Source organism: Staphylococcus sp. AtHG25 (assembly GCF_003217445.1).
Classification (GTDB): domain Bacteria; phylum Bacillota; class Bacilli; order Staphylococcales; family Staphylococcaceae; genus Staphylococcus; species Staphylococcus haemolyticus.
The window spans coordinates 25946-41858 of record NZ_QJSN01000004.1 but is presented as its reverse complement, the minus strand read 5'-3'; the positions used below and the strand labels follow the sequence as shown (position 1 = coordinate 41858).

Below are 15913 nucleotides of genomic sequence, written 5' to 3'. Positions count from 1 at the left end.
ATAAAAATGTAATCATGGAGGTATTTATACATGACAGCAACTTGGGAAAAAAAGGAAGGTAACGAAGGATTATTAAAAGTTACAGTTCCAGCAGAAAAAGTAGACAAAGCATTAGATCAAGCATTTAAAAAAGTAGTTAAACAAATTAACGTGCCTGGTTTCCGTAAAGGTAAAGTGCCTCGTCCTATCTTTGAACAACGTTTCGGTGTAGAAGCATTATATCAAGATGCAGTAGATATTCTATTACCTGAAGCATATGGTGAAGCTATTGATGAAACTGGAATCAATCCAGTAGCTCAACCAGAAATTAATGTTACACAAATTGAAAAAGGTAAAGATTTTGAATTTGAAGCTACTGTAACTGTTGAACCTGAAGTTCAATTAGGTGATTACAAAGGTTTAGAAATAGAAAAACAAGATTCAGAATTAACTGATGAAGATTTACAAGAAGCAATTGACCACAGCCTAGGACACTTAGCTGATATGGTAGTTAAAGAAGATGGTGCTGTTGAAAATGGAGATACAGTAAACATTGACTTTGATGGCTATGTTGATGGCGAGCAATTTGAAGGTGGACAAGCAGATGGTTATGATCTTGAAATTGGCTCAGGCTCATTTATTCCTGGATTTGAAGATCAATTAGTAGGCGTTAAAACAGGTGAAGAAAAAGATGTAGTTGTAACTTTCCCTGAAGAATATCATGCTGAAGAATTAGCAGGCAAAGAAGCTACTTTCAAAACTAAAGTAAATGAAATTAAATATAAAGAAGTACCTGAATTAGATGATGAAATTGCAAATGAATTAGATTCAGATGCTAACAGTGTTGATGAGTACAAAGAAAACTTACGCAAACGTTTATCAGAACAAAAAGCTGAGGAAGCTGAAAATGTTGAAAAAGAAGAAACAATTAATAAAGCAACTGATAATGCTACAATCGATATTCCTCAAGCAATGATTGACACTGAATTAGATCGTATGGTTCAAGAATTTGGTCAAAGAATCCAACAACAAGGATTAGATTTACAAACTTACTTCCAAATTTCAGGTCAAGATGAATCTCAATTAAGAGAACAAATGAAAGATGATGCAGAACAACGCATTAAAACAAACTTAACACTTTCAGCTATTGCCGATAAAGAAAATATTGAAGCAAATGATGAAGATATCGAAAAAGAATTAGAAAAAATGAGTAAACAATTTAATATCTCAGTTGAAGATATTAAAAATACTTTAGGTAATACTGACATTATTAAAAATGATGTACGTATCCAAAAAGTAATTGACTTACTTAGAGACAATGCTAAATACGTTGAATCTACTAAAGAAGATAAATAATAATTCATTGTTAAATTAATAATTAAAATTTAAAGTAGCAGGTGCATCAATATATGTAACCTGCTACTCTATATTTTAAGCATTTTAGTTGTTAACCATGAATTTGCATTGTAGAATGCTATCTAGTATAGTCGTTTAAGAATAGAGGTGTAAATGAATGTTTAAATTCAATGAAGATGAAGAAAATTTAAAATGTTCTTTCTGTGGTAAGGACCAAGACCAAGTTAAGAAATTAGTCGCAGGAAGTGGCGTATATATCTGTAATGAGTGTATCGAACTATGTTCAGAAATTGTAGAAGAAGAATTAGCTCAATCGACTTCTGAAGAGTTTACTGAACTGCCTACACCGAAAGAAATTATGGATCATTTAAATGAATATGTTATTGGTCAAGAAAAAGCTAAAAAATCTTTAGCAGTTGCCGTATATAATCACTATAAACGTATCCAACAATTAGGACCTAATGAAGATGAAGTTGAATTACAAAAAAGTAATATTGCGTTAATAGGACCAACTGGTAGCGGTAAAACATTATTAGCACAAACATTAGCTAAAACTTTAAACGTTCCATTTGCTATTGCAGATGCTACAAGTTTAACTGAAGCAGGTTACGTTGGTGACGATGTAGAAAATATTTTATTACGATTAATTCAAGCAGCTGACTTCGATATTGATAAAGCTGAAAAAGGTATTATCTATGTTGATGAAATTGATAAGATTGCTAGAAAATCTGAAAACACATCAATTACGCGTGATGTATCTGGTGAAGGTGTTCAACAAGCCTTACTTAAAATTTTAGAGGGTACGACTGCAAGTGTGCCTCCACAAGGTGGACGTAAACATCCCAACCAAGAATTAATACAAATTGATACAACAAATATCTTATTCATTCTAGGTGGTGCGTTTGATGGCATCGATGAAGTAATTAAACGTCGCTTAGGAGAAAAAGTGATTGGATTTGCAAGTAATGAAGCGGATAAATATGATGAGGAAGCATTGTTAGAACAAATTCGCCCAGAAGATTTGCAATCATATGGTTTAATTCCTGAGTTTATTGGTCGTGTGCCAATAGTTGCTAACTTAGAAACATTAGATGTAGAAGCGCTTAAAAACATTTTAACGCAACCTAAGAACGCTTTAGTAAAACAATATACTAAAATGTTAGAACTTGATAATGTTGAGTTAGAATTTACCGAAGAAGCATTAGCTGCGGTAAGTGAGAAAGCTATTGAGCGTAAAACAGGAGCACGTGGATTACGTTCTATTATTGAAGAAGCATTAATCGATATTATGTATGATGTTCCTTCATCAGAAAACGTAACTAAAGTTGTTATTACTGATAAAACAATTAATGATGAAGTTGACCCAGAATTATACGATTCTGAAGGTAACTTATTGAATGATAGTAAAACATCAGCATAATATAAGTTATTTAAGTTTGAGTACGCTCTGTAAAGATTGCGCCGAACAAGTGAAATGTTTTTAAGATCCTATAAACAATTAAAGTTGGAGTGGAACATCGAATTCTATTTGAATTCTGTTCTGCTCCTTTTTTAATTAAAAAATTGCTTATTTAGATATAATGAAATATATATTATAATGAAACAGTTAAATTTAATTACAAAAGAGAGGATAATTTATGAATATTAATCCTAATAACATTGATTTGATTATAAGTGCTGTACAAGAGGCTCAATATCCTGATACAGGTTTATCTGAAGTGGCATTAAGTGGACGTTCAAACGTTGGTAAATCTTCTTTCATTAATAGTATGATTGGCAGAAAAAATATGGCTCGCACGTCGCAACAACCAGGTAAAACACAAACATTAAATTTCTTTAATATTGATAATCAATTAATATTTGTCGACGTCCCTGGGTATGGCTATGCAAAAGTGAGTAAATCACAACGTGAGAAATTTGGTAAAATGATTGAAGAATATTTGACTAAGAGAGAGAGTTTAAAGCTAGTCATTCAACTAGTTGACTTACGACACAATCCAACTGAAGATGATATTTTAATGTATAATTACTTAAAACATTTTGATATACCTACACTAGTTATTTGTACTAAAGAGGACAAGATTGCAAAGGGTAAGATTCAAAAGCATATTAAAAATATTAAAGAGAAATTAGATTTAGATCCAGATGATACGATTATTAGTTACTCATCAATTCAAAATACAAAGCAGCAACAAATATGGGATTTAATTGCTGATTATTTATAATGATTTTAATCTAAGAAGGGGTCAAACTTCTGTTTAGATTTTTTAATGGGATAAGTGTCAAAATTTTGACTTCAAATTAGAATCTTTCTAATTTGTTTGAGCAATCAACTTAAAATCATTAAATAATGTGTTATACTATCAGTATTGTTAGTATTTGGAGGGCGTTATAAATGCATTTTATTGCTATAAGTATAAATCATCGCACTGCTGATGTAGCACTTAGAGAGCAAGTAGTTTTTAGAGATGATGCCTTGCGATTAGCCCATGAAGATTTGTTCGAAACTAAATCTATTTTAGAGAACGTCATTTTATCTACATGTAATCGTACTGAAGTATATGCTATTGTTGATCAAATTCACACAGGTCGTTACTATATTCAAAGATTTTTAGCGCGTTCATTTGGATTTGATGTAGATGATATAAAAAATATGTCAGAAGTTAAAGTGGGGGACGAAGCAGTTGAACATTTACTGCGAGTCACTTCTGGCTTGGATTCAATTGTATTAGGTGAAACTCAAATTCTTGGACAAATGAGAGGTGCATTCTTTTTAGCTCAAGACATTCAAACAACTGGTACAATTTTTAATCATTTATTTAAACAGGCTATTACTTTCGCTAAAAAAGCTCATAATGAGACTGACATAGCAGATAATGCTGTGAGTGTTTCATATGCAGCAGTTGAATTAGCTAAAAAGGTATTTGGTAAATTAAAAGGTAAACAAGCTATTATTATAGGTGCAGGGGAAATGAGTGAATTATCACTCTTAAATTTATTAGGTTCTGGTATTGATGATATTACTGTCGTTAATAGAACTGAAACTAATGCGTATAAATTAGCAACGAAGCACGGCGTAAATTATAATACACTTGAGTCATTACCAATTCTTTTGACTAATGCTGATATTGTTATCAGTTCAACAAGTTCGCCAGATTTTATTGTTACAAAATCTATGATAGAGTCGGTCAATCTTAATAGAAAAGCTTCTTCATTATTGTTAATAGACATTGCGGTTCCTAGAGATATCGAACCAAATGTTAATATCAGTGAAAATATTTTCAGCTATGATGTGGATGATCTTAAAGGTTTAGTTGATGCTAACTTGCGAGAACGTCAGATGGCTGCTGACTTTATAGCAAGTCAGATTCCTGATGAAGTCCAGGCTCATAATGATTGGGTAAATATGTTAGGTGTTGTACCTGTAATTAGAGCATTGCGTGAAAAAGCAATGACAATCCAGTCAGAAACAATGGATAGTATTGATAGAAAGCTACCTGATCTTAGTGATAGAGAACGTACAATCATTTCGAAACATACTAAAAGTATTATTAATCAAATGTTGAAAGATCCAATAAAACAGGCCAAAGAATTGAGTAATGATAAGAGAAGTAATGAAAAATTAGAGCTATTTCAAAACATATTTGATATTGATGCTGCAGACCCTTACGAGGATATTAAAGCTCGTAAAGCACAAAAAGAAAAAGAAGTTTCTATCCGTCACATCTTTAGTTTTGAATAAGCATATTAATATGGTGATAATATGCAAGAGACCCTGTTTATTAGATTTCATGAAATAATATTAATTATATATTTAATTAGTATTCTCTGTTATTTTATAGATTTCGTTAAAAAGAGTCATAAAATTAGAGAATTAGGAATTTATACATTAGGGATTGTTTGGATATTGCAAACAATCTCTTTGTCTGTTTATATCACTTCGCATAATGAAATTCCGTTGAGTTCATTATTTGATGTATTTTTCTTTTTATCATGGATAATTATATGTATAGCACTGGTTTTAAATGTAGTTAAAGTATTAAGTTTTTCAGTATTCTTTCTCAATGTTATTGGATTTATATTATTGATGATGAATACTTTTCAACCTGAATATTACTCAACAAATGTGCAACGCATTGCAGTTATAAATGAATTGTTATTAGTGCATATAGGCTTAGCGGTATTAAGTTATGCTCTTTTTGCATTAGCTTTTGTAAATTCATTACTTTATATTATTCAATACCGCAATTTAAGGGAAAAGAATTTTGATCAAAAATACTTTAGAATTGGTAGCGTAGCCACACTTGAAACAGTTGTGTTTTATTCATCTTTAAGTGGTTTCATTATTTTAATTTTGAGTATTATTTTAGGCGCACAGTGGGGTGTCTATGCAATTGGACATAGTATTTTTGCTGACCCTAAAGTAGTACTATCTTCTGTTATTACAATTTTTTATGCTATTTATTTACTAAGTCGTATTAATCGATGGTTTAAAACAATTTATTTAATTTACTTTAATATTATGTTATTTTGCTTATGCATGATTAATCTATTTTTTACAACACATTTCACTTAAAATTTCAAATGTCATTAGGAGGCAACAATTATGCGCAAATTGGTTGTAGGCTCACGTAGAAGTAAGCTTGCCTTAACTCAGAGTCAACAATTTATAGATAAGTTAAAAGCGGTGGATCCAACCCTTGAAATAGAAATTAAGGAGATTGTTACTAAAGGTGACCGCATCGTAAATAAACAATTATCTAAAGTGGGCGGTAAAGGATTATTTGTTAAAGAAATCCAACAAGAACTTTTTGACAAAGAAATTGACATGGCAATACACTCACTGAAAGATGTACCAAGTATCATTCCTGAAGGTTTAACATTAGGTTGCATACCTGATAGAGAAGTTCCATTTGATGCTTATATTTCTAATAATCATATACCGTTAAATGAATTACCGGATGGTAGTATTATTGGTACGAGTTCATTAAGACGTGGTGCTCAAATTTTATCTAAATATCCAAACTTAGAAATTAAATGGATAAGAGGAAATATTGACACACGACTTAAAAAATTAGAAACAGAAGATTATGATGCAATTATTTTAGCTGCTGCAGGACTTAGACGTATGGGTTGGTCAGATGATATTGTAACGACATATCTGGACAAAGATATTTTATTACCAGCTATTGGACAAGGTGCATTAGGTATAGAGTGTCGTAGTGATGATGTCGAACTATTGGAATTATTAAGTAAAGTTCATAATCAAGCAGTAGCGAATTGTGTTACAGCTGAAAGAACATTCCTTTCAGCTATGGATGGTAGTTGTCAAGTACCTATTGGAGGGTATGCAACTAATAAGGAGAATGGTGAAATTGAATTTACTGGGTTAATTATGACTCCAGACGGTACAAAGAGATATGAGCACACAGAAGTTGGTAAAAATCCTGTTGATTTAGGTGAAACAGTCAGCCGTGTTTTAAAAGAGCAGGGTGCTTATGAAATAATCAAAAAACTAAATGAAGAACAAGCGCATTAAACCATATTGTTGAGGTGTAATGAAATATGAAACCAGTTGTAGCTATGACGCAATCGAGTGAATTTAATAGTGATTTAGTGGAAATAATGCATAAGCCATTTATAGAAATTCAATCACTTGAATTTGATACTCAAGTTTTGCATCATAAATATGACTGGATTATTTTTTCTTCTAAAAATGCGGTTCGCATATTTTATAAATATTTAAATCAATTAGATGTTAAATATGTAGCTGTCATTGGAAAGAAAACTGCCGAACTTTGTGAAACGCTTAAAATTAATGTTGATTTTATACCTAATGACTACTCTCAAGAAGGATTTTTGAATCAGTTTAAAAAAGATCAACAAAGCATTCTCATACCAAGTAGTGCTGAAGCGCGTCCCAAACTCCAACATACATTAGCACAAAACAATATAGTGACTAAAATCGATTTATATAAACCTATTCCTAATGATAGGAATATTAGAGAAGTCATTCAATTGATAGAACATCATAAAGTTCATGCGGTAACATTTTCAAGTTCATCTGCAGTAAAAGCGTATATAAGGCATGACGTTCCTTGTGGTTTTGATAAGTATGTTGCTATTGGGGCCCAAACTGCAAACACATTACGAAAGAACGGTCTCAATCCATTAATAGCTAATAAACAAACTTCGGAATCACTTATAAATAAAATTATTGAAAGTTGGTATAATAATGAAATTTGATAGACATAGACGATTACGCTCATCAGAGTCAATGCGTAATTTAGTTAGAGAAAACCATGTTAGAAAAGACGATTTAATTTATCCAATATTCGTAGTTGAAAAAGATAATGTAAAAAGTGAGATTAAATCACTTCCAGGCGTTTACCAAATTAGCTTGAATTTATTAGATGATGAAATAAATGAGGCATATGAACTAGGAATTAGAGCAATCATGTTCTTTGGTGTACCAAATTCTAAAGATGAGGTAGGTTCTGGTGCATATGATCATAATGGTATTATCCAAGAAGCAACAAGAAAGGCTAAAGAATTACATAAAGATTTATTAATTGTAGCAGACACATGTTTATGTGAATATACCGATCATGGACATTGTGGTGTTATTGATGATCATACTCATGATGTAGATAATGATAAATCATTACCTTTACTTGTTAAAACAGCTATCTCACAAGTTGAAGCGGGTGCAGACATTATAGCACCAAGTAATATGATGGACGGTTTTGTTGCAGAAATTCGTAAAGGTCTAGATGATGCCGGTTATTACAATATTCCAATTATGAGTTATGGTATCAAATATGCATCAAGTTTCTTTGGTCCATTTAGAGATGCGGCTGATTCTGCACCTTCTTTTGGTGACAGAAAGACTTACCAAATGGACCCAGCGAATCGTTTAGAAGCATTTCGCGAACTTGAAAGTGACTTAAAAGAGGGCGCAGATATGATGATAGTAAAACCAGCGCTAAGTTATTTAGATATTGTAAGAGATGTTAAAAACAATACAAATATTCCTGTTATTGTTTATAACGTAAGTGGTGAGTATGCAATGACAAAAGCAGCAGCACAAAATGGTTGGATAGATGAAGAACGTGTTGTTATGGAACAAATGGTTTCAATGAAACGTGCAGGTGCAGATATGATTATTACTTACTTTGCGAAAGATATTTGTCATTACTTAGATAAATAATTAATTTTAGGAGGATTTTGATATGGGTTACGAGAAATCGATTGAAGCGATGAAAATAGCTGAAAATTTAATGCCAGGTGGCGTTAATAGTCCTGTAAGAGCATTTAAATCTGTTGATACACCAGCGATTTTTATGGATCAAGCAAAAGGATCAAGAATTTATGATATCGATGGTAACGAGTATATTGACTATGTATTAAGCTGGGGACCTTTAATTCTAGGACATAAAAACGAACAAGTTATAAAAAAACTACATGAGGCGGTTGATAGAGGAACAAGCTTCGGAGCATCTACCTTAGAAGAAAACAAACTTGCAGAATTAGTAATCGAACGCGTACCATCAATTGAAAAAGTGCGTATGGTTTCATCAGGAACTGAGGCAACGTTAGCAGCGTTAAGATTGGCTCGTGGTTATACTGGAAGAAATAAAATTATAAAATTTGAAGGCTGTTATCACGGTCATAGTGATTCCTTATTAATTAAAGCGGGTTCTGGTGTTGCAACACTAGGATTACCAGACTCACCTGGTGTCCCAGAAGGTACTGCTAAGAATACGATTACAGTTCCGTATAATGATTTAGAAGCAATTAAAATTGCTTTCGAAAATTATGGAGATGATATCGCTGGAATTATCGTAGAACCAGTTGCTGGTAATATGGGCGTTGTACCTCCTAAAGATGGCTTCCTACAAGGGTTACGTGAGATTACAAATGACTATGGTGCGCTATTAATATTCGATGAGGTAATGACAGGTTTCCGAGTAGGGTACAATTGTGCGCAAGGTTACTTTGGTGTTACACCAGATCTTACATGTTTAGGTAAAGTTATTGGTGGTGGATTACCAGTAGGTGCGTTTGGCGGTAGAAAAGAGATTATGGACAAAGTTGCTCCAGTTGGAAATATTTATCAAGCTGGAACATTATCCGGGAATCCTTTAGCAATGACGAGTGGTTACGAAACTCTAAGTCAATTAACACCTGAATCTTATGAGTATTTCCAAGAATTAGGTGATATCTTAGAAGAAGGACTTAAAAAAGTATTTAGCAAACATAATGTCCCAATTACTATTAATCGAGCTGGATCTATGATTGGATACTTCTTAAATGAAGGACCAGTAACTAACTTTGAAGAAGCAAATAAAAGTAATTTAGAATTGTTCAGTCAAATGTATCGTGAAATGGCTAAAGAAGGCGTATTCCTACCACCTTCTCAATTTGAAGGAACATTCTTATCTACAGCACATAATAAAGAAGACATTGAAAAAACAATCCAAGCATTTGATACTGCTTTAAGTCGTATTGTATAATGTTATGAAATAGAATGAGGTTAGGACTTTCAACTCGATGACGTCTTAACCTCATTTTTAATGAAAGAAGTGGCTGCATAATGAAAAGTGTATGGATCAATAACTTTATTCTATTAGTGACTGCTGTTGTTATAAGTTTGTTATTACATGTTGCGCACGTTCTTTTACCATTTATGTTCGGTCCGATTATTGCATCGATAATCGTCATTAAAGTATTTAAATTAGAGGTCAAATGGCCATTCTGGCTTAGTCAAATTGGATTGATTGTATTAGGGGTACAAATTGGATCAACATTTACGTCTGAAGTGTTGCATGATATTAAAAATGATTGGTTGATGATTGTTGTTATTACACTATTACTATTAGTTTTATCTCTATTGATCGCCTTCTTTTTCAAAAAAATAGCAAGAGTAAACACTGAGACAGCTATATTAAGTGTCATTCCAGGTGCTTTAAGTCAAATGCTAATTATGGCAGAGGAAAATAAAAAGGCAAATATTCTCGTAGTGAGTTTAACTCAAACGTCTCGCGTTATATTCGTCGTGATATTAGTACCCTTAATTTCTTATTTCTTTAGTAGTGATAGTGGAAATGAAACAACTTCTATTAAATCACCTCCATTAACGGAAGTACTAAACTTATCGCAAGTAATACTATTAATTTGTTGTATTGCAATCATTTATAGTCTTATGGCTAAAATCAATTTTCCTACTAAGCAATTATTGGCTCCTATTGTCGTGTTAGTAATATGGAATTTAACTACACATCACATATTTACATTAGATAATTATATTCTTGCTTCTGCACAAGTGATTTATATGATTAGAATTGGATTGCAGATTGCCAATTTACTTTCCGATTTAAAAGGTCGAATTGCCGTTGCAATCATTTATCAAAATATCTTTCTAATCATTGGATCATTTATCATGGTATATATTGTGCACATATTTACAAATAATAATATTAATGAGTTGTTTTTGGGCGGAGCGCCAGGAGGTATGAGTCAGATTGTTTTAGTGGCTATGGCAACGGGGGCGGATGTAGCAATGATTTCTAGTTTCCACATATTTAGAATCTTTTTTATTTTATTTGTAGTAGCGCCTATCATTGGCTTTTTCTTACGTGGCGGTATTTTAAAATTTCATCAAAAAAGATAGGTTGTGTCATGCAAAGTTTAAGCGTTAGTAATTTTAATATTAAAGAAGGTTGATAAAACCTTTACCTACAATTACCTTTCGACTTATTTCTTAAATTGCACTCTATGACACAACCTATATAAATTATTATGAAGGCTTAGATGGACATCCTTTCAAATGGGCATCATATAAACCTGCCGCTTCTAAAAATGAAAAAACAGTTACTGGTCCTAAAAATTTAAAACCGTATTTTTTTAAGTCTTTAGATAATTGTTTAGCACGATCATCAACAGTAATTCTTTCTGAGGCAGTTGTATAGTTCAAATCTATAGGTTGATGATTAACATATGACCAAAGGAAATTACTAAAACTACCAAAATCCTTTTCTATTTCAAAATAACCTTGTGCTTGTGATACAATCGCTTCTAACTTTTTACGATTATGAACAATGTTAGGAAATTCCATTAAATTATCTATATCTTTCGTAGATAGCTGAGCAATTTTGCTTGGCTCAAAGTTGTAAAATGCTTGTTCATAAGATTGTTTCTTTTTTAAAATGGTTAGCCAAGATAACCCAGCATGTTGAGATTCTAAAGCCATTAGCTTAAATAAGGCTTTGCTATCATATATGGGTTGTCCCCATACATTGTCATGATAATCTAAGTAAGTCGGGTCTTTTGTACTAAATGCACATTCATTCATAAATATACCTCCAAGAGATTGACTTATCACGATATCCATTATACTATAATTAAGTAATGAAATATATTATTGGGAAGAGTAAGTTTGAATGATAGCACAGAGAGCATATGGTTGGTGTAAATATGTATAACATTCAATCTGAAGGTAGCCCACTTGAACTTTTATTGAATCATTTATTAGTAGATAAAAGCGTGTTTGAGCGTTAATCAAATTAAGTGCAGGTATATTAATTTATACTTGAATTTAGGTGGTACCACGGAACATCCGTCCTATATTATTTAGGAGGATGTTTTTTTAATTATTAGGAGGTTTTAATCGATGAACATGGAGCCTAAGTATAATCCACGCGAAGTTGAGGCTGGGCGTTATGAAGAATGGGTAAAGAATGATTATTTCAAACCCTCAGAAGACAAATCAAAAGAGTCATATACAATTGTAATTCCACCACCCAATGTGACAGGAAAATTACACCTTGGACATGCGTGGGATACAACTTTACAAGATATTATTACGCGTATGAAACGTATGCAAGGGTATGACACACTATATCTACCTGGTATGGACCATGCAGGTATTGCTACTCAAGCAAAAGTAGATGCTAAATTAAAAGAACAAGGCATTTCTCGTCATGATATCGGACGTGAGAAGTTCTTAGAACACGCTTGGTCATGGAAAGAAGAATATGCGTCATTTATACGCCAACAATGGGCTAAATTAGGTTTGGGTCTAGATTATAGTAGAGAGCGTTTTACTTTAGATGATGGGTTAAGTAAAGCAGTAAGAAAAGTCTTCGTTGACTTATACAATAAAGGCATTATTTATCGTGGTGAACGTATTATTAACTGGGATCCTGAAGCTAGAACGGCTTTATCAGATATTGAAGTAATTCACGAGGATGTGCAGGGTCATTTCTATCATTTTAAGTATCCTTATGCTGATGGTGATGGACATATTGAAATTGCGACAACAAGACCTGAGACAATGTTAGGAGACACTGCCATAGTTGTTAATCCTAATGATGACCGCTATAAAGATGTAATTGGTAAGAAAGTTATATTACCAATTGTTGGTCGAGAGTTACCGATATTAGCTGATGAATATGTTGATATTGATTTTGGTAGTGGCGCTATGAAAGTAACGCCAGCACACGATCCAAATGATTTTGAGATTGGTCAACGACATAGTTTAGAGAACATTATTGTCATGGATGAAAATGGTAAAATGAACGATAAAGCTGATAAATATGCTGGATTAGATCGATTTGAATGTCGTAAACAATTGGTTGAAGATTTAAAAGCGCAAGATCTAGTCATTAAGATTGAAGAGCATGTTCATTCAGTTGGTCATTCTGAACGCTCAGGTGCTGTTGTTGAACCTTACTTATCAACGCAATGGTTTGTAAAAATGAAACCGTTAGCGCAACGTTCACTTGATAATCAAAAAACAGATGATCGCATCGATTTTTATCCACCACGTTTTGAGAACACTTTCAATCGTTGGATGGAAGAAATTAGAGACTGGACAATTTCTAGACAATTATGGTGGGGGCATCAAATACCTGCTTGGTACCATAAAGAAACTGGTGAAATTTATGTTGGTGAAGAAGCGCCTAAAGATATTGATAATTGGGTGCAAGATGAAGATGTTTTAGATACTTGGTTCTCTAGTGCATTGTGGCCATTTTCAACTTTAGGTTGGCCGAATATTGATGCAGATGATTTTAAACGTTACTATCCAACTAATGCACTTGTAACTGGATATGACATTATTTTCTTCTGGGTTGCAAGAATGATATTCCAAGGTCTTGAATTTACTGACAGAAGACCATTCAACGATGTTTTACTTCATGGTTTAGTTCGAGCTGAAGACGGTCGGAAAATGAGTAAATCATTAGGTAATGGTGTAGATCCTATGGATGTAATTGATGAATATGGAGCAGATAGCTTAAGATATTTCTTGGCAACAGGATCATCACCTGGTCATGACTTACGTTATTCTACTGAGAAAGTAGAGTCTGTTTGGAATTTCATTAATAAAATATGGAACGGTGCACGTTTTAGCTTAATGAATATAGGTGATGAATTTAAATTTGAGGATATCGATTTAACTGGAAACCTTTCATTAGCGGATAAATGGATCTTAACTCGTTTAAATGAGACGATTGAAACAGTTACTAATTTAAGTGAAAAGTATGAGTTTGGAGAAGTTGGTCGTGCACTATATAATTTCATTTGGGACGAGTTCTGTGATTGGTATATTGAAATGAGTAAAATACCAATGAATGGTGAAGATGAAGCACAAAAACAAACGACACGTTCTGTTTTAAGTTATACACTAGATCAAATTATGAGAATGTTACATCCGTTTATGCCTTTTGTTACTGAGAAGATATGGCAAAGTCTTCCACATGAAGGCGATACGATTGTGAAAGCATCATGGCCTAAGGTTAGGGAAGAACTTGTATTTGAAGAAAGTAAGCAAACGATGCAACAATTAGTTGAAATTATCAAATCTGTAAGACAATCTCGTGTTGAAGTAAATACGCCACTTTCTAAAGCTATACCTATTTACATTCAAGCTAAAGATGAAAATATTAAAGCAACACTAATTGTAAATGAAGATTATATTCATAAATTCTGTAATCCTAGTGAATTAACGATTGATACACATATTGATATTCCTGAAAAAGCAATGACTGCAGTGGTAATCGCTGGTAAAGTTATATTACCTTTAGAAGGTCTAATTGATATGGATAAAGAAATTGCACGCTTAGAAAAAGAATTAGATAAATTACAAAAAGAACTTGATCGTGTTGATAAAAAATTATCTAATGAAAATTTTGTTAATAAAGCGCCTGAAAAAGTTATCAACGAAGAAAAAGAAAAACAACTACGTTATCAAGAAAAATATGATGGTGTAAAAAACAGAATTGAACAATTAAAAGCATAGGAGAATCGCCAATGAATTACCTAGAGAGTTTGTATTGGATACATGAGAGAACTAAATTTGGTATCAAACCTGGTGTAAAACGTATGGAGTGGATGCTAGATCGTTTGAATAACCCTCAATTAAATATTAGAGGCATACATGTTGGTGGTACAAACGGAAAAGGCTCAACTGTAGCTTACATTAGAGCAGCTTTAGTGGAAAATGGTTATGAGGTAGGAACTTTTACTTCTCCATTTATTGAAACTTTTAATGAAAGAATTAGTCTAAATGGACTTCCAATTACAAATGACGAGATTGTTGAATTAGTCGAAATAGTTAAACCAATTAGTGAAGCTTTAGAGCAGGAAACAGAACTAGGTGGTGCTACTGAGTTTGAAATCATTACAACAATGATGTTTGTATACTTTGGACAAATTCACCCTGTTGATTTTGTTGTAGTTGAAGCAGGGTTAGGTATAAAAAATGACTCTACTAATGTGTTTAACCCAATTCTCTCAGTACTTACAAGTATTGGATTAGATCATACTGATATTTTAGGTAACACTTATTTAGATATTGCAAAAGACAAGGGTGCCATTATTAAACCTAATATACCTGTGATTTATGCTGTTAAAAATGAGGAAGCATTAAAATATATTAGAGACTTAGCTGAAAGTAATGAGGCGAAACCAATTGAATTAGACCGTGAGATTGTGGTTGTTTCACAAGACGATGAATTCACTTATCGTTATAAGGACTATGAGTTAGAAACAATTATTTTAAACATGCTTGGTGAACATCAAAAAGAAAATGCAGCGCTTGCAATTACTGCATTGATTGAGCTATATGAACAAGAAATTATTACGTTAGATTTTAATAAAATGATTGATGCTATTGAGAGTGTTAGTTGGACTGGTCGTATTGAACAAGTAAAAGAGAATCCATTAATCATTATAGATGGAGCCCACAATAACGAAAGTATTGAAGCTTTAATTGATACGATTAAGAATTATTATGATAACGAAAAAATGGACGTTCTTTTCTCGGCAATAAAAGGTAAACCAGTGCATGGCATGCTTAATAAACTTGAAGAGATCTCAAATCACCTATATTTCACTGAATTCGATTTCCCTAAAGCATTGACTAAAGATGAGTTGTCAGAACAAGTAAATTTAGAGCATATTGAATTTATTGATGATTATGTTTCTTATATAAAAAATTATGATGGCAATGGGTTATTAATTACTGGTAGTTTATATTTTATAAGTGAAGTAAAAAGTAAAACTGAATTTTAAA

Annotated in this window: 13 protein-coding genes and 1 other annotated feature; of the genes, 12 read left to right on the top strand and 1 reads right to left on the bottom strand. The window is 32.5% G+C overall.

Features of this window, described 5'->3' with window-relative positions:
• The first annotated feature begins 30 nt into the window (after nucleotides 1–30).
• The 10 genes from tig to BDW31_RS04345 all read left to right on the top strand — a co-directional run bounded on the left by tig (nucleotide 31) and on the right by BDW31_RS04345 (nucleotide 11008).
• Complete coding sequence (tig, locus tag BDW31_RS04390) at nucleotides 31–1335, top strand: trigger factor (protein ID WP_037551009.1); 1305 nt, start codon at nucleotides 31–33, stop codon at nucleotides 1333–1335.
• 157 nt (nucleotides 1336–1492) lie between these two features.
• On the top strand, nucleotides 1493–2755 hold the full coding sequence (gene clpX / locus BDW31_RS04385; protein WP_037551007.1) for an ATP-dependent Clp protease ATP-binding subunit ClpX: 1263 nt from the start codon (nucleotides 1493–1495) through the stop codon (nucleotides 2753–2755).
• Between the two features lie 217 nt (nucleotides 2756–2972).
• Complete coding sequence (gene yihA / locus BDW31_RS04380; RefSeq protein WP_053024748.1) at nucleotides 2973–3560, top strand: ribosome biogenesis GTP-binding protein YihA/YsxC; 588 nt, start codon at nucleotides 2973–2975, stop codon at nucleotides 3558–3560.
• A gap of 170 nt (nucleotides 3561–3730) precedes the next feature.
• A complete protein-coding gene (gene hemA / locus BDW31_RS04375; RefSeq protein WP_110709214.1) occupies nucleotides 3731–5077 on the top strand; it encodes a glutamyl-tRNA reductase in 1347 nt (448 codons plus the stop codon).
• A 21-nt stretch (nucleotides 5078–5098) separates the two neighbouring features.
• Nucleotides 5099–5911, top strand: coding sequence for a cytochrome c biogenesis protein (gene ccsA / locus BDW31_RS04370; RefSeq protein ID WP_053024746.1), 813 nt, complete (start codon nucleotides 5099–5101; stop codon nucleotides 5909–5911).
• 30 nt (nucleotides 5912–5941) lie between these two features.
• A complete protein-coding gene (gene hemC, locus BDW31_RS04365; protein WP_037551000.1) occupies nucleotides 5942–6874 on the top strand; it encodes a hydroxymethylbilane synthase in 933 nt (310 codons plus the stop codon).
• A 26-nt stretch (nucleotides 6875–6900) separates the two neighbouring features.
• Complete coding sequence (locus BDW31_RS04360; protein WP_037550998.1) at nucleotides 6901–7581, top strand: uroporphyrinogen-III synthase; 681 nt, start codon at nucleotides 6901–6903, stop codon at nucleotides 7579–7581.
• Nucleotides 7571–8545, top strand: a complete 975-nt coding sequence (hemB, locus tag BDW31_RS04355; protein ID WP_037550996.1) for a porphobilinogen synthase — start codon at nucleotides 7571–7573, stop codon at nucleotides 8543–8545. The genes BDW31_RS04360 and hemB overlap by 11 nt, the downstream gene beginning before the upstream one ends.
• A gap of 22 nt (nucleotides 8546–8567) precedes the next feature.
• Entirely contained in the window at nucleotides 8568–9851 is a 1284-nt protein-coding gene (hemL, locus tag BDW31_RS04350; protein ID WP_037550994.1) for a glutamate-1-semialdehyde 2,1-aminomutase, read from the top strand.
• A gap of 80 nt (nucleotides 9852–9931) precedes the next feature.
• Nucleotides 9932–11008 (top strand): AbrB family transcriptional regulator, encoded by a 1077-nt coding sequence (locus BDW31_RS04345; protein WP_053024745.1) that lies wholly within the window; start codon nucleotides 9932–9934, stop codon nucleotides 11006–11008.
• 126 nt (nucleotides 11009–11134) lie between these two features.
• On the opposite strand, the gene BDW31_RS04340 is transcribed toward BDW31_RS04345, so the two are convergent.
• The gene (locus BDW31_RS04340; RefSeq protein ID WP_053024744.1) at nucleotides 11135–11689 is read right to left on the bottom strand and encodes a DNA-3-methyladenine glycosylase I; all 555 of its coding nucleotides are present in this window, start codon (nucleotides 11687–11689) and stop codon (nucleotides 11135–11137) included.
• Between the two features lie 56 nt (nucleotides 11690–11745).
• Nucleotides 11746–11964 (top strand) — a binding site (T-box leader).
• A gap of 43 nt (nucleotides 11965–12007) precedes the next feature.
• On the opposite strand from BDW31_RS04340, the gene BDW31_RS04335 reads away from it, so the two are divergent.
• Nucleotides 12008–14638 carry a valine--tRNA ligase gene (locus BDW31_RS04335; protein WP_110709212.1) on the top strand — a complete coding sequence of 877 codons (2631 nt, stop codon included), beginning with the start codon at nucleotides 12008–12010 and terminating at the stop codon, nucleotides 14636–14638.
• Nucleotides 14639–14649: 11 nt separating this feature from the next.
• The gene (locus BDW31_RS04330) at nucleotides 14650–15912 is read left to right on the top strand and encodes a bifunctional folylpolyglutamate synthase/dihydrofolate synthase (protein ID WP_037550987.1); all 1263 of its coding nucleotides are present in this window, start codon (nucleotides 14650–14652) and stop codon (nucleotides 15910–15912) included.
• Nucleotide 15913: the final 1 nt, after the last annotated feature.

What these genes read in the sequence shown, in the direction of transcription:
- tig (WP_037551009.1), top strand. Translation starts at nt 31, where the DNA reads ATGACAGCAACTTGGGAAAAAAAGGAAGGTAACGAAGGATTATTAAAA.
- clpX (WP_037551007.1), top strand. Translation starts at nt 1,493, where the DNA reads ATGTTTAAATTCAATGAAGATGAAGAAAATTTAAAATGTTCTTTCTGT.
- yihA (WP_053024748.1), top strand. Translation starts at nt 2,973, where the DNA reads ATGAATATTAATCCTAATAACATTGATTTGATTATAAGTGCTGTACAA.
- hemA (WP_110709214.1), top strand. Translation starts at nt 3,731, where the DNA reads ATGCATTTTATTGCTATAAGTATAAATCATCGCACTGCTGATGTAGCA.
- ccsA (WP_053024746.1), top strand. Translation starts at nt 5,099, where the DNA reads ATGCAAGAGACCCTGTTTATTAGATTTCATGAAATAATATTAATTATA.
- hemC (WP_037551000.1), top strand. Translation starts at nt 5,942, where the DNA reads ATGCGCAAATTGGTTGTAGGCTCACGTAGAAGTAAGCTTGCCTTAACT.
- BDW31_RS04360 (WP_037550998.1), top strand. Translation starts at nt 6,901, where the DNA reads ATGAAACCAGTTGTAGCTATGACGCAATCGAGTGAATTTAATAGTGAT.
- hemB (WP_037550996.1), top strand. Translation starts at nt 7,571, where the DNA reads ATGAAATTTGATAGACATAGACGATTACGCTCATCAGAGTCAATGCGT.
- hemL (WP_037550994.1), top strand. Translation starts at nt 8,568, where the DNA reads ATGGGTTACGAGAAATCGATTGAAGCGATGAAAATAGCTGAAAATTTA.
- BDW31_RS04345 (WP_053024745.1), top strand. Translation starts at nt 9,932, where the DNA reads ATGAAAAGTGTATGGATCAATAACTTTATTCTATTAGTGACTGCTGTT.
- BDW31_RS04340 (WP_053024744.1), bottom strand. Translation starts at nt 11,689, where the DNA reads ATGAATGAATGTGCATTTAGTACAAAAGACCCGACTTACTTAGATTAT.
- BDW31_RS04335 (WP_110709212.1), top strand. Translation starts at nt 12,008, where the DNA reads ATGAACATGGAGCCTAAGTATAATCCACGCGAAGTTGAGGCTGGGCGT.
- BDW31_RS04330 (WP_037550987.1), top strand. Translation starts at nt 14,650, where the DNA reads ATGAATTACCTAGAGAGTTTGTATTGGATACATGAGAGAACTAAATTT.